The organism is Embleya sp. NPDC020630 (assembly GCF_044334985.1).
Lineage (GTDB): Bacteria > Actinomycetota > Actinomycetes > Streptomycetales > Streptomycetaceae > Embleya.
Window position 1 is genome coordinate 104,178 of the sequence record NZ_JBIRUB010000017.1, and the last position, 18,292, is coordinate 122,469.

Here is an 18,292-nt window from a genome sequence, read left to right on the forward strand (position 1 = left end):
TGTCCCTCACTCGACGCCGCGCCCTCATGGCCGGCGCTTCGCCTGGCTGCACTCCACGCCGGCGACTCGCCCCGTGCCCGTCCCTCGCCCCGTGCCTGGCCCTTTGCCTGGACTCGCCTTCTGCGCCCGGCCTTTCGCCTCGGCCCGCGCCTGGCTCCGCGCTCACCCCGCGTCCGGGCCGCGTTCGGCCCCGCGTCCGCGCCAGGTTTTGCGCTCGGCCCCGCGTTCGCGCCGCGGTTTGTGTTGGGCTCCGGGGTCGCGTTGCGGTTTGTGGTTCGGGGGTGCGGGGTGTTTGACGGAGTTTGACTGTGGTCTGGACCTGTTGACCTGGAGGTCTGGACCACTTTAGCGTTTTGGTGTTGCACCACGTGAGTTTCCGGGCCCGTCCCCGCCCGGGAGGTAGGCGTGCCACGCAGGACGTTCCTTCCGTGCCCGGCCGCGCTCGAACGGCCGGAAGGATATCGAGCATGAAGCGCAGGACCTCACGCCTGCTTGGGGTCGCCCTGGCGGTCGCCTTCGCGGTGGGCGGCTCCGTCGCCGCGTCCACCCCGGACGGCATTCAGGGCAGCGGCCGTCCGCACCTGGCCAAGGCCGCCGCCACCACCGCCGACCCGCCGGACGATCTCTGTCCGCGCAAGCCGAAGCCCTTCGGCAAGGTGATCCAGGGCTACTGGGAGAACTGGGACGGCGCGGTCAACGGCGTACACCCGCCGCTCGGCTGGATCCCGATCACCGACGCGCGCATCGCCGCGCATGGATACAACGTCCTCAACGCGGCGTTCCCGGTCATCCTCGGCGACGGCACCGTCCTGTGGGAGGACGGGATGGACTCGACCGTCAAGGTGGCCACCCCGGCCGAGATGTGCCAGGCCAAGGCGGCCGGCGCCACCATCCTGATGTCCATCGGCGGCGCCGCGGCCGGTATCGACCTCAACTCCCGTGCCGTGGCGGACCGGTTCATCGCGACCGTGGTGCCGATCCTGAAGAAGTACCAATTCGACGGCATCGACATCGACATCGAGACCGGCCTGGTCGGCGGCGGCAACATCAACACCCCGTCCACCTCGCAGGCCAACCTGATGCACATCATCGACGGCGTACTGGCCCAGATGCCACCGCAGTTCGGTCTCACGATGGCCCCCGAAACGGCCTACGTCACCGGCGGCAGCGTCACCTACGGCTCGATCTGGGGCGCGTATCTGCCGATCGTGAAGAAGTACGCGGACAACGGCCGGCTGTGGTGGCTGAACATGCAGTACTACAACGGCAACATGTACGGCTGCAACGGCGATTCCTACTCCGCCGGCACCGTCGCCGGCTTCACCGCGCAGACCGACTGCCTCAACCGTGGCCTGGTCGTCCAGGGCACCACGATCAAGGTTCCCTACGACAAGCAGGTCCCCGGCCTGCCCGCGCAACCGGGCGCGGGCGGCGGCTACATGTCGACCGGCCTGGTCTCGCAGGCGTGGAACAAGTACGGCGGCGCACTCAAGGGTCTGATGACCTGGTCGCTGAACTGGGACGGCTCGCGCAACTGGACCTTCGGCAACAACGTCAAGGCCCTTCAGGGCCGCTGACCGCGCCGACCGCACGGCGCGGCACGGCACACGCACACACCGGGCGGTCCCGTCACCCCCACCCGGGGGCGACGGGACCGCCCTCACCTTCCGTGACCGGCGGTGCCGTAGGCTTGGCGGATGGGAAAGACCGTGGGTGAGCAGATGGGGGTCGTCACCGCGTTGGTGCGATCCGCATTCCTGGTGAACGCGGTATACGCCGAGTCGAGCCGCGACCACGGGTTGACCCCGCAGCAGGGGCAGTTGCTCTGCGTACTGATGCCGCAGCCGTACGGGATGCGCGAGCTGGGCGAGATGCTGGGCCTGGCCAAGTCCAGCCTGACCGGGCTGGTGGACCGCACCGTACAGCGCGACCTGGTGCGCCGCGAGCCGGACCCCGGGGACCGCCGCGCGGTCCGCATCGCGCTCACCGAGCAGGGCGCCGAACTCGCGGAGGAGTTCTACGCGGAGACCTGCCGGCGGGTCGAGAAGCTGCCGACCGGTCTGGGCGACGCCGATCGCACCAGGCTCGCCGATTTGTTGTCCCGCCTGGTCCGGGACAACGAGGTGCCGGCGGTGTTCATGGAACTCGACGAGGGCGCCTGCGGGAACGGCGCCTGACGGCGACCGCCGGCGACCCACGCCGGCGCGCGCGGTCCACGCCGCGACTCAGCCCGTACCGAACAGATCGACGAACCGGCCGGTGCCCAGATCCCGGCCCTTGTACTCGGCGACGTTCTGCGCCGGCACCACCATCGGCCCGTCCGGCGTGGGGTATTGGCCGACGCCACCCGTGGGCCCGAGCGGAAGCAGGATCGAGGGCTCGGGCGAGGGCAGGTAGGTGGCCGTGGGCGCCTCCCCCCCCCGCACCTGGGCCAGGATGTTCCGCGCCACGACCTCGGCGTGCCGCATCGCGTACGCGGCCATCTTGGACTCGGCCAGGTCGGTGACATCGCCGATCGCGTAGATGTGCGCGTGCCTGTCGACGTTGAGCGTGTCGGTGACCCGGACCTGCCCCTGCGGCGTGCGGGTGGCGACGAGCGCCGTCGGCCAGGTAGTCCCCGTTGATCCGTACCCCGTGGCAGCGTAACCAGATGTCGGCGGATATCCCGCCGCCTTCGGTGGTGTCCACGGTGAACGCCTTGGCCTGCCCCGGCTCGCTCGGCGGCTGGGTGGTCAGGGTCGTACCCAGGCGCGACTCCACGCCCAGCGCCTCGAGTTGGGCGAGCAGGTCGGCGCGCAGCTCGGGCCGGAAGCCGGACATCAGCTGTTCGGCGGGATCCACCACGACCATCTGCTTGTCCGGCCACACCGCCTTGGTCTCGCCCGCCGGCTCCAGCCCGACCGGTCCGGCGCCGACGAGCAACACCCGTTCGGCGCGCGCCAGTTCGGTGTGGTCTCGCGGATCCGGCCCAGCGCGTCGGCGGCGACGTCGGTGTCCGGCTTGGCGGGGTAGGGGTATTGGATAAGAATACTGTTCGTACTACAAATATTAATAGTTCGTAGTACGAACGGCAAACGGTGAATGCTCGGTTGGTGGGGGTCGGTGCTCCGGCATCCCGGCCGCGCGATCCGGAGTCGGTTCAGGTGCGCAGGTGGGAGGCGCCGTTGAGGTCGAGGATCGTGCCGGATGCCCATTCGGCCTCCGGGGAGGCCAACCACAGGACGGCGGCGGCTATTTCGGCCGGATCGGCGACCCGGCCGAACGGGCTCTGGTCGCGGATCGCGGCACCCTCGGCGCCGGAGAGGCGGTGGGCCACCCGGTCGGTGTCGATGAAACCCGGGGCGACGGAGGCGACCGCGATCCGGTGCGGGGCGAGCGCCACCGCCAGGGATTGGCCCAGCGCGTGCAGTCCGGCCTTGGTGGCGCCGTAGGCGGGGTGGTCCGGCTCGCCCCGGAACGCGCCGCGCGAGCCGACGTTGACGATGCGGCCGCCGGTGCCGCGCGCGATCATGCCCCGGGCGACGAGGTGGCTCAATCCGGCCGCGCCGACGAGGTTGACCGCGACGTGCCGCTGCCAGGCGGTCACCCACTCGGCGTAGTCGGTCGTGGCAGGCGGATGCGGGGTGTTGACGGCGGCGTTGTTGACCAGCACGTCGATGCCCCCGAGGGCCTCCTCCGCCTCGGCCACCAGCCGCTCGACCGCGTCCGGCTCGGCGAGGTCCGCGCCGATCAGCACGTGTCCCCGACCGGCCAGGCCGGCCAGCGTCTCCTCGGCCTCGTCCCGTCGCGATCCGTAGTGCACCACCACCCGGTCCCCATGCGCGGCGAACGCCCGGGCGACGGCCCGACCCAACCCCCGCGCGGCCCCACTGACCAGCACCCGCCGCCCCACGGCGGGAAAGCCCCACGTCCCATCGGACACGTCGACCTCCTCATACAGCGTCGAACGCCCGAGCCTACGAGGCCCCCAACGAGGGTCGACGGCCGCACCCCGGCGGACCCAAGGCCGGCGGGGGAGCGGCCCGGCGAGCGTCAACCGGAAGCGAGGCGCGCAGCCGTGCGCGTGCCGTCAGCGCCCCTCGCCTCGCGCAGCCCGGAGGTGAAGCGCCCTGGCGTGCGCGTATGGTCAGCCCTGCACTTCGCCTCGCGCCGCCCGCAAGCCAAGCGTCCTGGGCCGCGCGTGCGGTCAGCGCCGCACCTAGCCTCGCGCCGCCCGGAGGTGAAGCGCCCTGGCGTGCGCGTATGGTCAGACCTGCACTTCGCCTCGCGCCGCCCGCAAGCCAAGCGTCCTGGGCCGCGCGTGCGGTCAGCGCCGCACCTCGCCTCGCGCAGCCCGGCAACGCCGCATCTCGGCCCCCGCCGCGTCGGCGGCGGTGCATCCCGAGCCGGTAGGCGCGCGCTGGGCGCCGCCACGCCCGCGCTCATGGTGCCTGTTGGCGGCAGCACCGCCCCTCGATCCGCGGCGACCGGCAACGCCGCATCTCGGCCTGCGCCGCGTCGGCGGCGATGCGTCCCGAGCCGGTAGGCGCGTACCGGTCGCCGCCGCGCCAGAGCCCACGGCGCCTGCCGACCGGCAGCGCCGCCCCCATAGCCCCACGGGCGCCCTACGGGCGGTGCGCAGCCGTGCCGTGGCGGCCGCCCTCAGGTCCCGTCGATCTGCAGTTCCACGAAGACGTCCGGGTCGAACGGGACCCACCGGGCCGGGCGGTCGCTGCCCACGATGCGCAGGCGGCACCAGTCCTCGCCGCGCCCGCCGTACCAGCGCGCGTTGATTCGTCCCAGCGCCCAACTGCCGTCCCGGTTACGGATCTCCACCGGCTCGTAGACCCGGCGGATCTCCTCCTCCGGAGGAGCCGTCACCCACTCGACTCCCATGCGTCGCTCTCGATGATCATTCAGCACAGTTCCACCCCCTGAATCGCAGGCGACCAAGCGGCCTCGCTCGCACCGAGCCCGCCGAAACCAAGCTTCTACACATCTGTAGAAACCTTACATGACGCCCATTCCGAAATCCGCCCCCGTCGACGCCCCCACCCCGGACACAACCACACGTCCGCCGCGGCGCGGCCGGCGCCGTGTCGGGGGCGGTGCCACAGTGGCGGGAAAGGATCTTGTTCGGGCTGTGCGGCGGGGGCTTGGTGAGCGAGGCGAGGTAGGGCCGTGAAACGTACTCCCGTGGTGTTCATCCATGGTTTGTGGCTGCATTCGACCAGCTGGCGGAATTGGATCGAACGATTCCGGAAGGCCGGCTACGAGCCGCTGGCGCCCGAGTGGCCCGGAGTGCCGGGCACCGTACTGGCCACCCGCCGGGACCCGCAGAGCCAGGCCGGCGTCGGCCTCGCCGAAATCGCCGCGGCGTACGCGGACGTGATTCGCGGCCTCGACACCCCGCCGGTGCTGATCGGCCACTCCGTCGGCGGCCTCATCGCCCAGCAGCTGCTCGGCGAGGGCCTGGCCGCCGCGGCCGTGGCGATCTGCCCCGGTCAGATCAAGGGTGTCAAGGCGATCGGACCGGCCCAGGTGAAGGCGACATACGCGATCCTGCGCAACCCCGCCAACGCCAAGCGCGCGGTGTCGCTGAATCAGGCCCAGTTCCGGTACGGCTTCGCCAACACCGTGTCCCGCAAGGAATCGGAGGACCTGTTCGCGGCCTGGACGATCCCCAGTTCGGCCCGCCCACTCTTCCAACTGGCCCTGGGCAACCTCACCCGCAACTCCGCCGCCGAGGTCGCCACCAGGAACCAGTCGCGCGGTCCGCTCCTGCTGCTGTCCGGAAAGCAGGACCACACCGTCCCCGACGTGCTGACCCGCGCCACGCTCAAGTGCTACCGCAACTCCCGTGCCATCACGGACTATCGCTGCTTCGAGGACCGGGGCCACTCGCTGACCGTCGACAGCGGATGGCCGGAAGTCGCGGAGAGCGCACTGCTCTGGCTCGCGGACGCCGGCTTCCCCGCCGCCGCGGCCCCGACCCCGGCCTGACCCCCGGACGTCAACCGCGGCCCGCCGCGGGCCAGTCGTGCGCCGGCGGGACGAGCGGAAACGTGGTGGCGCCGTACCACGGTTGTTGGTCGACGACACCGTCGCCGGCGACTGTGACGGTCAGGCCGAAGTCGTGGATGGTCGGCCGGCCCCGGGCGTTCCACCAGTGCCAACTCGCCTCGACCTCATGCCACAACCGACGCGGGCCCGACTGCCGGACGGTCGGCGCGTCCGTGCCGAAGTCGGCCGCGGCGATCGAGTGACCCCGGCCGGTGTCGGCGCCGTACAGCCACAACGTCGCGCCGAATATCCCGTGCAGCACCGGCCGGGCCAGGCAATCGGGTACACACAGGCCGAGCACGAAGCCCACCGAGTCGAACGGCCCGCCCACCACGTCGTCGTAGCCCAACGTCGTGGTCGTCGCCCGCGCGTAGGCGGCCCAGTCGTCGGGCAGCGCCGCGCCGCCGTAGCGCCGCCAATCCGGCCGCTGGGCCCGCAGCTTCATGAACGCCGTGGCGAGCGTGAACGGCCCGCTCGCACCACGCCGATCGGCGCCCACCACCAGGCGCAGCGCGCAGTCGCCACTGCCGTAGTCGGTGCCCCACGGCAGCACGATCACCGCGCCGGGCGCGGCCTGTTCGATCCACGCCGCCGGCACCCGCCGCACCCCGGCGGTGACCTGGATCCGGTCGTACGGCCCGCCCGCCCGATGGCCCAGCGTGCCGTCGCCGGTGATCACCTCGACCAGATCGCCGAACCCGGCCGCCGCCAGATTCTCCCGGGCCCGCCGGGCCAGGTGCGGGTCCACCTCGATCGAGGTGACCCGGCAGCCGCGCGCGGCCAGCAGGCCGGCGCTGTACCCGGTCCCGGTGCCGACCTCCAGCACCCGCATCCCCGGCGCCGCGTCGAGGTCGTACAACATCTCCGCGAGGGTCGAGGGCATCGACGCCGACGAGGTGGCCAGCCGACCCGCCTCGGCGCCGGAGTGCCGGCCGTCGTCCCACTGGGTCACCAACGCCCGGTCCGAATAGACCGCGCGGCGCCACGCCTCAGGATCCCGGTCGCGATCGAGGAGCGCGTCGGTGTCGTCCGGCCAGATCCGGGCGGGCACGAAGTCCTCGCGCGCCACCATGCCGAACACCGACTCCCATCCCGCCGGGAGCACGTCCTTGCGCTTGAGCAGCGCCGTCAGCGTGTCGGGCCCCACCGTCATGAAACGCACCGGCGCGCGGGAACGACGGACCGAGCGGCCATCACGAACCAACCTTTCCGGAGGGTGACTACTCGCCGCACCCTAGAAACGCCGAAGCGTAATCGTCAAGGCGAGTGCGGAAGTTGGCGATATCGACTCCGCAACGGCGGCGAACGGCCCCGGCGGCCGGATCAGGCGGTGGGGGCGCCCGCGACCCGGCGTTCGCCGCCGTTGCGGCGTTGCCACTCGCGGTAGACGTCGGTGGCGGCGGTGCGCGGCTCGTAGCGCATCGGAAGCCGGCGCTCCTCCCACGGCTTGGCGAACTCCGCGTAGAAGGTGTCGAGTTCGAAGTACCTGCGGTCGTCGACATAGTGCGGCGCGTAGTCGTCGCGGGCGGTCAGGAAGACGACCTCGTCGGGGGAGCAATAGTAGAGCGAGCCCAGGCACATCGGGCACGGGTGGGCGAGGACGTAGATCGTGGCGCCGGTCAGATGCTCCGTCCCCAGCCTTCGGCACGCCTCGCGGATCGCCAGGATCTCGGCGTGCGCGGTCGGATCGGCGGTCTGGGCCACCTTGTTCGCGCTCTCGGCGACGATCTCGCCGTCGCGGACGATCACGGTCGCGAAGGGCCGGCCGCCCTCCTCGACGTTGCGGAGGGCGAGGTCGATGGTGCGTTGGGCGAAGTCCATGGGAGTCCTTGGGATTTCTTGGTCGTGGGGTTTTCTTGGTTGTTCGGGTGAAGGTGGGCGGAAAGAGACGGGAAAGCCGGAATCTCAGAACGGCTTGGTCGGCAGATACTTGCCGTCCAACGTGATCACCGCGCGCTCGCCGCCCTCCGGGTCGGCGACCTTCCGCACGTCGAGGCGGAAGTTGATCGCGCTGATGATGCCGTCGCCGAACTGCTCGTGGATCAGCGCCTTCAGGGTGGTGCCGTAGACCATCAGCATCTCGTGGAAGCGGTAGATGGTCGGGTCGGTCGGCAGGCCCGGGGTGTCCGGGCCCCGAGTGGGGATGGCCTGGAGCAGCGCTGCGGCGTCCGGGCCCAGGTCCAGGAGTTCGGCGACGGCGTGGGCGGCGTCGGCGGGCAGCGGGTGCTGACCGAGGACGGCGGCGGTGACGAACGCGACGGACAGGCCGGTGGGTTCGGCGATCCGCTCCCAGGTCAGGTCCTTGCGGATCTTGGCCTCGACGGCGGTGGCGGCGAGCTGCTGACGGGGGGCGGGGTCGAACAGGGCGTGCGGCATGGGGTTTTCCTTACGAGAGTGGGTGTGGGAGGGGGCGGTCGGACGGAGGGGAGGGATCAGGCCGGTAGGGCGATCGGCCGGCCCGTGGCGGCGTCCAGCGCGGTAACCGTGCCGGAGCCGATGTCATAGACCCAGCCGTGCAGGGTCAGTGCCTGCCGGGCCAGGGCGCGGGCCACGCTCGGATGTGTGGCCAGGTTGGCGAGTTGGTCGCCGACGTTGCTCCGAACCAGCGCGCCCACCCGATCCGAGGCGTCGGCGGCCGGGCGGGCCCGGCCGGGATTCGCGTGCCTGAGCCAGTCGGCGACCTGCGGCGTACCGGCCAGGTCGTGGCCCTCGGCGAGCGCGGTCATCGCCCCGCAGGCCGAGTGCCCGCAGACGATCACGTCCGTGACCGCCAGGACGGCGACCGCGTACTCGATGCTCGCGGCCACCCCGTCACCGCCGCCCGCGCCCGGTGTGTGGGCCGGCACCAGATTGCCGGCCGTACGGATCACGAACAGCTCGCCCGGCTCGCTCTGGGTGATCAGCTCCGGCACCACGCGGGCGTCGGAGCAGCCGATGAAAAGTGTCGCGGGCCGATGGGCATGGGCCAGGCGGTCGAACAGCGGCGCCTTGGCCGGGAACACATCGCGCTGGAACCGGGTGACACCGGCGGTGAGGTGATGCATGGCTGGCACTACTCCCTTACGAAGACGAAGGTGCTCCCCGAAGTTGCTCCCCGAAGGTGCTCCTCGAAGGCGCTCCTGTCCGACTGGATCCACCATGCATGAGCTGTGCCTATAGCGTCCAAGACGCAGTACCCATCGAAGCCATAGCCATCACCTATAGTCGTCCGCATGGCTCCGGAACTACGGCACCTCCGCTACCTGCTCGCCGTCGCCGAGCACGGTAACTTCACCCGTGCGGCGGAGGAGCTGCGTGTTTCGCAGCCGACCCTGTCCCAGCAGATCAAGCAGCTCGAACGCATCCTCGGAGTACGCCTGCTCGATCGGAGCGGGCGCACGGTGCGGCCGACCGACGTCGGGGAGAGCTACCTGCACTACGCCCGCCGGGCCCTCCAGGACCTGGCTGCCGCCGAACGCGCCGTGCACGACGTGGCCGACCTGACCCGCGGCGGCCTGCGGCTCGCGGTGACGCCGACGTTCACCACATACCTGGTCGGGCCGCTGACCGAGGAGTTGTACGCCCGGCACCCCGGGATCGCCCTCGACGTCGTGGAGACCACCCAGGACCGGATCGAATCCGGTTTGGCCGCGGACGAGTTCGACCTGGGCATCGCGTTTCGCGGCACACACCTGCCGGGCCTCGTCGGGACGGCGCTCGGCACCGAACGGCTCAGCCTGGTGGTGGGCGCGACCCGGCCGACCCCCGCCCCGGACGCCCCGCCGCTGCCGGTGCGCGACCTGGACACGGAGCATCTGGCGCTGCTCAGCGACGACTTCGCCACCCGAGGGCACATCGACGAGTACTTCGCCCGGCACGGCGTACGGCCCCGGATCGCGGTCCAGGCGAACTCGATCCAGGCACTGACCGAGATCGTCCGACGCACCCCGCTGGCCACCGTGCTGCCGGACGCGATCGCCCGCGACCATCCGCATCTGCGCCCGGTGGCCGTCGACCCGCCGCTGCCGGTGCGTACCGTCGTGCTGCTCCGCCGGGAGAGCGCCTACCGCAGCGCCGCCGCCCGCGCCTTCGAACGGCTGACCCGGGACGTGGTCCGGGCCCGCGACGACTTCGCGGAATCGACCGGGTGAGCGCGGCGTCCGCTACGTCCGCTGTGTCCGCTGTGTCCGCTGTCCCGAGGCGGGTGGCCGCGCCGAGGTGAGTGGCCCCGCGCGCCGCCCGCTCAGCGGTCCATCAGCGCGCGTTCCTTGGCCGCGTGTACGGCCGCCGTGAGGCCGGCGATGTCGTACGGGCCGTGGTGGCGGCGGCCGTTGACGAAGAAGGTCGGTGTACCGGTCACCCCGCTCAGGTCCGCCGACTCCTCGTCCTCGGCGACCCGATCGGCGCCCTGCCGGGTGCGCAGCGCCAGGCGGAACTCGTCGACGTCCAAGCCCAGGGTGCGCGCGTGTTCGATCAGGTCGCTCGGCTTGAGTGCGTCCTGGTGTTCGAGGAGGTGGTCCATCATCTCCCAGAACGCGCCCTGATCCGCGGCGGCCTCGGCGGCGATCGCCGCCAGTCGGGCCCGGGGGTGTACGTCGGGCAGCGGCAGGTGGCGCCAGACGTAGCGCACGTCGCCGAAGTCGGCCAGCAGCTCCCGCACCACCGGCTCGGCCCGACCGCAGAACGGACATTCGAAGTCGCCGTACTCGACCAGCGTCACCGGCGCGTCGATCGGGCCCCGGATGTGGTCGCGGTCCGGATCCACCGGCACCGCCAGGTCGACCAGGCTCTGCCCGGTGCCGAGCAGTGCCCGCGACCGGGCCGGGCGCGGCAGCGCCGAGATCACCACCGACACCAGCCAGGTGACCACGAACGAGCACACGACGGCGCTGAGCACGCCGACCTTGGCCTCGTCCAACTGCGCGCCCTCGAAGGCGAGCGTCGCGATCAGCAGCGATACGGTAAAGCCCACACCCGCGATCGCGCCGCCGCCGACCACCGCCCCCCAGCCGACCGGCGGACGCAGCCGGCCCCCGCTGAGCCTGGTGGTCAGCGAACTGGCGCCGATGATCCCGATCGGCTTGCCGAGCACGTAGGCGAACAGGATGCCGAGCGTGATCGGCGAGGTGAAGGCCCGGGAGAGCAGCCCGCCGTTCAGCGTGATCCCGGCGTTGGCCAGTGCGAACAGCGGCACGATCACGTAGCTCGTCCACGGGTGGTACATCCGTTGCAGCCGCTCGTTGGGCGACAGCGCCGCCGCCATGCCGCGTCGGGCGGTGCGTTCCAGCTCCGGGGTGGGCTGCTCGCGGAAGGAGCGGAACAGGCCGGTGGCCCGTTCCAGCTCGGCCCGCGACGCCGGGTGGGCGATGGTCAGCAGGCCGAACACCAGGCCGACCACGACCGGATCCACGCCGGACTTCAGCACCGCGACCCAGGTGATCACGCCCAGCACCCCGTACGGGGCACCACGCCGGATCCGCGCGCCGCGCACCAGCAGGACCACCCCGAGCAGGGCCAGCGCGATCAGCAGCGGGGTCACGTCGATGTGGTCGCTGTAGGCGACGGCGATCACCACGAGGGCGACGAAGTCGTCGACCACGGCCACGGTCAGGATGAACGTGTGCAGCCGGCGCGGGAACCGGCTGCCGAGCAGGGCGAGCATGCCGAGTGCGAACGCGGTGTCGGTGGACATCGCCGCGCCCCAGCCGTGTACGGAGGAGTCGCCCGCGTTGATCGCCAGGTAGACCAGCACCGGTACGGCCATGCCGCTGAGTCCGGCCAGCAACGGCAGCGTCAGCCGGCGCCGCTCGCGCAACTCGCCCAGGTCGAACTCGCGCCGGGCCTCGAGGCCGACCACGAAGAAGAACAGCGTCATCAGGCCGCTGTTGACCCACTCGCGCAGGTCGAGCGCGACACCGGAGTCGCCGAGCCGGATCGACAGGTGCGTGTGCCACAACGACTCGTAGGAGTCGGCGCCGATGTTCGCCCAGGCCAGTGCGGCCAGCGTGGCGACCAGGAGGACCGTCGCGCTGCCGCTCTCGGTGCGGATGAACGCCCACCGCGCGGTGCGCGCCCCGCCCTCGTCGAGGGATTGGCCCGCGAGGCCGTCCCCGTTGCGCGGCTGCGTCATGCCTGTGCCCCCCTGTACGTGTTCGGCGCTCCTCGGCCGGACCGGGTCAGAGGATATCCGTCGGTGCGCGATGGATGATCTTCCCGGACATACCCGGCGTGGGATCGGGTCGGTCCGCGTGATCTGTCGTGACCTGCCGTGGCTTGCCGTGACCTGCCGGCGATGTGCGTGATTTGCGCCACGGGGCGCGGTCCGCTCAGACGGAGGCGGTTCCCGGCGCGGCGGGGGCTGGGGCCTTGTTCGGGCCGCCCTTCGGGCCGCCCTTGGGGAGGAGGAAGAACAGCGCCATGACCGGGATCAGGTACAGGAGCCAGACGGTGACCTGGAGGACCGTGGGGTCGGGCTGGAAGTTGAGGATGCCCTTGAGGAGGGTGCCGTACCAGGTGTCCGGCGGGATGGTGTCGCTGATGTCGAAGGCCCGGTTCGACAGTCCGGGGAGGTAGTCGGCCTCCTGGAGGTCGTGGACGCCGTATGCCAGTACGCCGGCGGCGACGACGACGAGGCCGGCGCCGGTCCAGAGGAAGAACTTGGCGAGGTTGATCCGCACGGCGCCGGCGTAGAAGAGGTAGCCGAGGACGACGGCGGTGGCCAGCCCGAGGGCGACGCCGATCATCGGCTCGGTGTTCTCGCCGGTGGAGCGGGCCGTGCCCCACACGATCACCGCCGTCTCCAGACCCTCCCGCCCCACGGACAGGAACGCGGTCAACACCAGCGCACCGGTGCCCATCGCCAGCGCGTGGTCCAGCTTGCCCTGCAACTCCGCCTTGAGCGCGTGTGAGGTACGCCGCATCCAGAAGATCATCCAGGTGACCAGGAGCACGGCCAGGATGGAGAGCGAACCGCCGAACAGCTCCTGCTGCTCGAAGGTCATCTCGGCCGAGGTCAGTTCGAGGGTGGCCTCGAGCGCGACGCTGAGCGCAACGGCGGCGCCGATCCCGAGCCAGACGGCGGGCAGCGCGTCCCGGCGGTCGCTCTTGACGAGATAGGCGATCAGGATGCTGACCACGAGGGCTGCCTCCAGCCCTTCGCGCAGACCTATCAGGTAGTTGGCGAACACCAGGTGACCCCGCTCGATCGAACATATCTCGGAATTTAGGCGAGGCTCACCAAAGCACCCGTTCGGATGCGTCGTCAACATGGGATCGGTCATGTCCGAGTGGGCGGGCGGCTGGGGCCGGGCGGTTTGGGGGGGCTGGGGCTCAGGGGTGTCGGTGGTAGGCCTTGTTGGTGATGCGCCACTTCTCGTCGATGTGGGCCAGGAGGAAGACGTCGGTGAAGGTGTCGGTGCCGTGTCGCAGGGTCATGGTCGCGGTGGCGATGGTGCCGTGTACGTCGACGGTGTCGATGCGGCGCGAGCGCGTCGGCTCGTCCGGGGCGGGCCGGCCGGGGAAGAGCGCGCAATATTCGTCGAGGCCCCACGAGACGAACGCGCCGTCCCGGATTCCCTCGACGTGCGCGGTGGGCAGGAACGCGGCGCGGAAGTGGGCGGGGTCGCCGGTGGCGTGTCCGCGTATATAGGCGCGAAGGGGTTCGAGCACCGCGTCGGGGACGGCGGGGGTCAGGGCGGCGACGGCGATGTCGGCCTCGGGGTCGGTCGGGGTGTCGGCCAGGTCGGCCGCGCTGCGCATCGGGGTGCCGGACGCGGCGGCCAACAGGTCCAGGTCCTTGGCCAGCGCGGCGATGGTGAACTGGGCGGGGGCGGTGGGGGCGGCCGTGGCCGGGTTGCCGGCGCTCGTGAGGATGCTGCGTTTGCGGGCCACGAGTCCGCCGAGCAGGCCGAGTTCGAGTACGTCCAGCACCTCGGTTCGCGGCAGGCCGAGCGCGTCCCCCTGCCGCAACGCCTCGCGCAGGGCCAGGACCCCGCCGGCGAGGCTGCTGTTGGCGATGAGCTTGAGGGCGGCGGCGGTACCGGCGTCGGCGACGGGCCGCACGGTGCCGAGCGCCGCCAACACCGGCCGCACCCGATCGAGCGTGGCGGGGTCGGCGCCGGCGAGGACCTCCAGGGTCCCGGCAGCGACGGCGGGCACCGAGCCGAGCACAGGCGCATGCACGTAGGAGGTCCCGAGTTCATGGGCCAGCGCCGATGCGTCGGCGGGGGCGATCGTGCTCGTGTTGACCACGATGGCGTCGGGTCGAAGCGAGGCGCGGACCTGGTCGACAACCTCGCGGCAGGCCCGGCCGTCGAACAGCGCGAGGAGCACGACGTCGGCTTTCGCGACGGCGGCGGCTGGGTCGGGGGTGGTGTCGAAGGGGCTTCCGGTGGCGGGCTGCCCGGAGCGGGTCCAGCCGATGACCTGGTGGGCGTGCTCGGCGAGTCGTGTCGCGACAGCGGCGCCCATGCGGCCCAGGCCGAGGACGGCGATCGTGCGTGGCGGGGTGGTCATGCGCCCCAGCGTGAAGCAGTGGCAAGCTCTGCGACAAGCGCAACTTTGGAAGGGCAGGCATGCGTGTCTCGCATATAGCCTGCGCGGGGGCCGGCATATTCGTGCCGGGCTCGTGAGCACGAGCACGAGCACGAGCACGAGCACGAGTCTGCGCATGGCTGTGCCCGTGCCCATGCCCATGCCGTGCCCGTGCCATGGAGGAGGCAACGTGGATCTGACCGTGTGGCGGACCTTCGTGACGGTGTGTCGGGTCGGGTCGTTGTCGGCGGCGGCGGTCGAACTCGGCCACACCCAGTCGGCCGTCTCCCGGCAGATCGCCGGCCTGGAGCGGCGACTCGGGGTGGCACTGGTCGAGCGGCAGGTGCGCGGGGTGCGGCCGACGCCGGCCGGCGAGGTGTTCCGGCACCACGCCCTGGTCGTGCTCAACGAGGCGGATCGGGCGGTGCGCGCGGTTCGGGACGTACGGGACGGGGCACCGGGTCGGCCGCTGACCGTCGGCGCGACGCCGTCCCTGGCCGCCGGGATCGTACCCGCCGCGATGCGGCGCCTCCTGGACGACGAAGGCCCGCTGCGGTGGAGCCTGTTGCCCGGATCGAGCGCCGACCTCTACGACCGGGTGCTCGCCCGCGACCTGGACATCGCCGTGGTCACGGACGCGCCGCCGGGTCTGCCGGACGACCCCCGGGTGGCACGACGGCTCCTGGGCGTGGACGAGATGGTGGTCGTCCTGCCCGCCGACCACCCACACGCCGGCCGGGGCCCACTGCCGATCCACGAACTGGCCGACCAGACCTGGGTCGAGGACAACGACGGCTCGGCGGCCCTCCTACGCCGCCACGCCGCCCGCGCCGGCACCACCGCCCGAATCGACCTCACCGCAGCCGACCTACCGGGCAAAATCGCCATGGTCGCCACCGGCCACGCCATCGCCCTGATCCCCGCAGCACTGACCATCGCCCTACGCACAGACGTCACCACGGCGACCTTGGTAGACCCCCCAACCCGCGGCATCTACACGATCACCCCACAACACGACCAACATCCAGCAGCAGCGGCCTTGTCCACCCACTTGGCCACAGCGTTCACCTGACACGCCCCCGGAGGTCTCGGGCCGAGCGGAGCCGGGCCTGCTTGCGGCATGCGTTGCGCTTGGGTTGCGTGTGGCTGGTGCGGAGCTGGTCAGAGTCGGTGGTGGGCCGCCGCCGGCGTGCGGGGCTCCGAGAGTGGAAGCCCGCGACGAGACGGGCGCGTTGCTCGGCGAAAACCGGCCGACGGTGAGGGAGCGGGTGGGTGGTGGGGCCGGGTTCTTTGGGGGCCTTCCGGAGTGGGCCGGGCGTTCCCGGCGCGCGTTGCGCTGTCGGTTGCCTGTTGCTGGTGCGGGGCTGGTCTGAGTCGGTGGTGGGCCGCCGCCGGCGTGCGGGGCTCCAAGACTCGAAGCCCCCGACGAGACGGGCGCGTTGCTCGGCGAAAACCGGCCGGCAGCGAGGGAGCGGGAGGGCGGTCGGGTCGAGTCCTCCGGAGGGCCTTCCCGGGGAAGTCGGGTGCTTTCGGCGGGCGTTGCGCTGTTGGTTGCGTGTGGCCGGTGCGGGGCTGGTCTGAGTCGGTGATGGGCCGCCGCCGGCGTGCGGGGCTCCAAGACTCGAAGCCCCCGACGAGACGCCCGTGTTGGTCGGCGGAAGACCGGCTGGCAGCGGCGGGGAGGGAGGGCGGTCCGGTCGATCCCGCCGAGGAGGCTTCCCGAGTGGGGCAGGCAGGGCATTTCGAGGCGCAGTGGGCGTGCGTGTGGGGTGAGAGTTTTACGAAACCGGACGGCGTGAGGCGTCGTGGCCTCGGCGTGGGAGAAAACCGCAGGTCAGCACAGAGTGGGAGCGTTTGAGGTGTCTCGGGATCCGGTTTCGGCCCCAGCTGGGCACTTGTGGTCTCCTCGACGGCCTCTGCGAGATCGCGGCGCCCGAAGTCGGCTGAGATCGGGCGATTTGGTCTTCGCGGCGGCGTTCAGGGGGTCGGACCGTACAAAACCGGCACTCGACGCCCGACTTTCCGCTCCGACACTACAAAACCGCAGGTCACCGAGGCTCAAAGCCCACAACCATCGATCGCGATTCAGTTTCGAGCCCCAACTCCCTTCCAAACGCGCCCAAAGCACCCCGACCCACTCCGGAAGGCTGCCCAGAGGACTCGCCTCGAGCGCCCTCCCGCTCCCTCGCTGCCAGCCGGTTTTTCGCCGACCAACACGGGCGTCTCGTCGGGAGCTTCGAGTCTCGGAGCCCCGCACGCCGGCGGCGGCCCACCACCGACTCTGACCGGCCCCGGACCAGCCCACACAACTCAAGACGCAACGCCCGTCGGAAACGCCCGGCCCAGTCGAGGAGGCCGCTCGGAGGACTCGACTCGACCGCCCTCCCTGCTCCCCGCTGCCGGCCGGTTTTTGCCGAGCAACGCGTGCGTCTTGCCGGGCACCCCGACGCTCGGAGCCCCGCACGCCGGCGGCGGCCGACCCGGCGACTCCGACCGGCCCCGCACCGGCCCACGCAACCAGAAGCGCGATCTCGCCGAAGGCACGCAGCCCACCCGGGAAGCCCCCCGGCGGACTCGACCCGACCGCCCTCCCGCCCCCTCGCTGCCGGCCGGTTTTCGACGACCAACGCGCCCGTCTCGCCAGAAGCCCCAGCTCTTGGAGCCCCGCACGCCGGCGGCGGCCCACCACCGACTCTGACAGACCCCGCACCGGCCACCCGCGACCACAAGCGCAACGTGCACCGGGAACGCCCAAGCACCCGCACAAGGTGTGGTCGGTCACGGTTCATCTCGGCGGTGGGGGCCCGGGTCCGAGCCCGAGCCCGAGCCGGGGCCGGGGCGGTGTTTGTGTTGGCGGAGGACCTCCAGTGCGATCGGCAGAAGCGAGATCAGTACCACCACCGCCACGATCGGCAGCAGGTAGGTGTCCACGTTCGGTACGGACGAGCCAAGTCCGTAGCCTGCCAGGACCAGGCCGATCGCCCAGACCGTGCCGCCGATGATCTGCCACAGCGTGAAGGTGCGCACGGGCATCTCCAGTACGCCGGCCAGCGGGTTGAGCACCGTGCGCACGACCGGAACGAAGCGGGCCAGGACCACCGCCTTGGCGTGTCCGTACTTGCCCAGCAACTCCTCGGCCCGCGCCACGCCTTCGTGCAGGCTGCGGTTCCTGTACCGGCTCAGCAGCGCGCGTCCGCCGCGCCGGCCGAGGAGGTAGCCGACCTGGGCGCCGAGTAGGGCGCCGCCCACGGCGGCGAGCAACACCTGCCACAGGATCAGGTGCACCCGGTCCGAGGAGCCCGATACGCACAACAGTCCGGCGGTGAACAACAACGAGTCGCCGGGCAGGAAGAAGCCGACCAGCAGGCCGGTCTCCGCGAACAACACCACGGCGATGCCGAGCGCCCCGAAGGCGGACAACAACGAACTCGCGTCCAGCACGTTCACGGCCAGGTCGGACACGGCCGACGAAGGCATGGGCGCTCCCTCCTTCGATAACGCGCGATCCGGTGTCGGTCGGCCGTGGTCACGGCGGGAAAGACATACCGGGGCTCTGTCCTCGAAAACGATGCCGCATCACGGCTGAGAGTCGGCCGAGAGCGCTGTGGGCCGGGCGGGTGACGCGGTGGGGACGGGCGCCGGCGCGCCGGGCCGGATGCGTCGGTGAACACCGCCGCGTGGGACTCGGTCGCCGTCGTATAGGACGTGCAGGTCGTGCAGGTCGTGATTGGCGAGCGCG

16 protein-coding genes and 1 pseudogene are annotated in these 18,292 nt (G+C 71.4%); 5 read left to right on the forward strand and 12 right to left on the reverse strand.

Translation table 11 applies throughout. The features are described 5' to 3' along the window. Positions 1 to 467: 467 nt before the first annotated feature. Positions 468 to 1,577, forward strand: a complete 1,110-nt coding sequence (locus tag ACH4XV_RS37585) for a chitinase (RefSeq protein ID WP_395797207.1) — start codon at positions 468 to 470, stop codon at positions 1,575 to 1,577. Between the two features lie 144 nt (positions 1,578 to 1,721). Next, positions 1,722 to 2,177, forward strand: a complete 456-nt coding sequence (locus tag ACH4XV_RS37590; RefSeq protein WP_395797300.1) for a MarR family winged helix-turn-helix transcriptional regulator — start codon at positions 1,722 to 1,724, stop codon at positions 2,175 to 2,177. 48 nt (positions 2,178 to 2,225) lie between these two features. Here ACH4XV_RS37590 and ACH4XV_RS37595 read toward each other — a convergent pair whose 3' ends face one another. The 4 genes and pseudogenes from ACH4XV_RS37595 to ACH4XV_RS37610 all read right to left on the reverse strand — a co-directional run bounded on the left by ACH4XV_RS37595 (position 2,226) and on the right by ACH4XV_RS37610 (position 4,860). After that, positions 2,226 to 2,483: a hypothetical protein gene (locus ACH4XV_RS37595; RefSeq protein ID WP_395797303.1), complete on the reverse strand. Its 258-nt coding sequence runs from the start codon at positions 2,481 to 2,483 to the stop codon at positions 2,226 to 2,228. Between the two features lie 184 nt (positions 2,484 to 2,667). Then, positions 2,668 to 2,925, reverse strand: a pseudogene (locus ACH4XV_RS37600) (FAD-dependent oxidoreductase); the annotation flags it as partial. A gap of 214 nt (positions 2,926 to 3,139) precedes the next feature. Next, positions 3,140 to 3,922: an SDR family NAD(P)-dependent oxidoreductase gene (locus ACH4XV_RS37605; protein WP_395797209.1), complete on the reverse strand. Its 783-nt coding sequence runs from the start codon at positions 3,920 to 3,922 to the stop codon at positions 3,140 to 3,142. A 719-nt stretch (positions 3,923 to 4,641) separates the two neighbouring features. Continuing rightward, positions 4,642 to 4,860: a hypothetical protein gene (locus tag ACH4XV_RS37610; RefSeq protein ID WP_380006923.1), complete on the reverse strand. Its 219-nt coding sequence runs from the start codon at positions 4,858 to 4,860 to the stop codon at positions 4,642 to 4,644. A 300-nt stretch (positions 4,861 to 5,160) separates the two neighbouring features. Between ACH4XV_RS37610 and ACH4XV_RS37615 the strand changes: the two genes are divergently transcribed. Further along, a complete protein-coding gene (locus tag ACH4XV_RS37615; protein WP_395797211.1) occupies positions 5,161 to 5,982 on the forward strand; it encodes an alpha/beta hydrolase in 822 nt (273 codons plus the stop codon). A gap of 10 nt (positions 5,983 to 5,992) precedes the next feature. Here the strand turns inward: ACH4XV_RS37615 and ACH4XV_RS37620 are convergent, their stop codons facing one another. From ACH4XV_RS37620 to ACH4XV_RS37635, 4 genes are all read right to left on the reverse strand, one after another. Further along, complete coding sequence (locus ACH4XV_RS37620; protein ID WP_395797213.1) at positions 5,993 to 7,195, reverse strand: methyltransferase domain-containing protein; 1,203 nt, start codon at positions 7,193 to 7,195, stop codon at positions 5,993 to 5,995. Positions 7,196 to 7,365: 170 nt separating this feature from the next. Beyond that, positions 7,366 to 7,863, reverse strand: a complete 498-nt coding sequence (locus ACH4XV_RS37625; RefSeq protein WP_395797215.1) for a nucleoside deaminase — start codon at positions 7,861 to 7,863, stop codon at positions 7,366 to 7,368. An 84-nt stretch (positions 7,864 to 7,947) separates the two neighbouring features. Beyond that, a complete protein-coding gene (gene cynS, locus ACH4XV_RS37630; protein WP_395797217.1) occupies positions 7,948 to 8,418 on the reverse strand; it encodes a cyanase in 471 nt (156 codons plus the stop codon). A gap of 56 nt (positions 8,419 to 8,474) precedes the next feature. Further along, positions 8,475 to 9,086 carry a carbonic anhydrase gene (locus ACH4XV_RS37635; protein WP_395797219.1) on the reverse strand — a complete coding sequence of 204 codons (612 nt, stop codon included), beginning with the start codon at positions 9,084 to 9,086 and terminating at the stop codon, positions 8,475 to 8,477. A gap of 168 nt (positions 9,087 to 9,254) precedes the next feature. Between ACH4XV_RS37635 and cynR the strand changes: the two genes are divergently transcribed. Beyond that, positions 9,255 to 10,172: a transcriptional regulator CynR gene (gene cynR, locus ACH4XV_RS37640; protein ID WP_395797221.1), complete on the forward strand. Its 918-nt coding sequence runs from the start codon at positions 9,255 to 9,257 to the stop codon at positions 10,170 to 10,172. Positions 10,173 to 10,264: 92 nt separating this feature from the next. On the opposite strand, the gene nhaA is transcribed toward cynR, so the two are convergent. From nhaA to ACH4XV_RS37655, 3 genes are all read right to left on the reverse strand, one after another. Beyond that, the gene (gene nhaA / locus ACH4XV_RS37645) at positions 10,265 to 12,151 is read right to left on the reverse strand and encodes a Na+/H+ antiporter NhaA (RefSeq protein WP_395797223.1); all 1,887 of its coding nucleotides are present in this window, start codon (positions 12,149 to 12,151) and stop codon (positions 10,265 to 10,267) included. A gap of 196 nt (positions 12,152 to 12,347) precedes the next feature. Beyond that, positions 12,348 to 13,208 (reverse strand): iron uptake transporter permease EfeU, encoded by an 861-nt coding sequence (gene efeU, locus ACH4XV_RS37650; RefSeq protein ID WP_395797225.1) that lies wholly within the window; start codon positions 13,206 to 13,208, stop codon positions 12,348 to 12,350. A gap of 142 nt (positions 13,209 to 13,350) precedes the next feature. Beyond that, positions 13,351 to 14,535, reverse strand: coding sequence for a nuclear transport factor 2 family protein (locus tag ACH4XV_RS37655; protein ID WP_395797227.1), 1,185 nt, complete (start codon positions 14,533 to 14,535; stop codon positions 13,351 to 13,353). Between the two features lie 208 nt (positions 14,536 to 14,743). Between ACH4XV_RS37655 and ACH4XV_RS37660 the strand changes: the two genes are divergently transcribed. Next, positions 14,744 to 15,625 (forward strand): LysR family transcriptional regulator, encoded by an 882-nt coding sequence (locus ACH4XV_RS37660; RefSeq protein WP_395797228.1) that lies wholly within the window; start codon positions 14,744 to 14,746, stop codon positions 15,623 to 15,625. Positions 15,626 to 17,331: 1,706 nt separating this feature from the next. On the opposite strand, the gene ACH4XV_RS37665 is transcribed toward ACH4XV_RS37660, so the two are convergent. Then, positions 17,332 to 18,030 carry a DedA family protein gene (locus ACH4XV_RS37665; RefSeq protein WP_395797230.1) on the reverse strand — a complete coding sequence of 233 codons (699 nt, stop codon included), beginning with the start codon at positions 18,028 to 18,030 and terminating at the stop codon, positions 17,332 to 17,334. Positions 18,031 to 18,292 lie beyond the last annotated feature (262 nt).

Bases quoted from the DNA above. Each gene is read 5' to 3' on its own strand.
- ACH4XV_RS37620 (WP_395797213.1), bottom strand. From the start codon at position 7,195: ATGACGGTGGGGCCCGACACGCTGACGGCGCTGCTCAAGCGCAAGGAC.
- cynR (WP_395797221.1), top strand. From the start codon at position 9,255: ATGGCTCCGGAACTACGGCACCTCCGCTACCTGCTCGCCGTCGCCGAG.
- ACH4XV_RS37635 (WP_395797219.1), bottom strand. From the start codon at position 9,086: ATGCATCACCTCACCGCCGGTGTCACCCGGTTCCAGCGCGATGTGTTC.
- ACH4XV_RS37625 (WP_395797215.1), bottom strand. From the start codon at position 7,863: ATGGACTTCGCCCAACGCACCATCGACCTCGCCCTCCGCAACGTCGAG.
- nhaA (WP_395797223.1), bottom strand. From the start codon at position 12,151: ATGACGCAGCCGCGCAACGGGGACGGCCTCGCGGGCCAATCCCTCGAC.
- ACH4XV_RS37665 (WP_395797230.1), bottom strand. From the start codon at position 18,030: ATGCCTTCGTCGGCCGTGTCCGACCTGGCCGTGAACGTGCTGGACGCG.
- ACH4XV_RS37595 (WP_395797303.1), bottom strand. From the start codon at position 2,483: ATGGCCGCGTACGCGATGCGGCACGCCGAGGTCGTGGCGCGGAACATC.
- ACH4XV_RS37590 (WP_395797300.1), top strand. From the start codon at position 1,722: ATGGGGGTCGTCACCGCGTTGGTGCGATCCGCATTCCTGGTGAACGCG.
- ACH4XV_RS37655 (WP_395797227.1), bottom strand. From the start codon at position 14,535: ATGACCACCCCGCCACGCACGATCGCCGTCCTCGGCCTGGGCCGCATG.
- ACH4XV_RS37585 (WP_395797207.1), top strand. From the start codon at position 468: ATGAAGCGCAGGACCTCACGCCTGCTTGGGGTCGCCCTGGCGGTCGCC.
- cynS (WP_395797217.1), bottom strand. From the start codon at position 8,418: ATGCCGCACGCCCTGTTCGACCCCGCCCCCCGTCAGCAGCTCGCCGCC.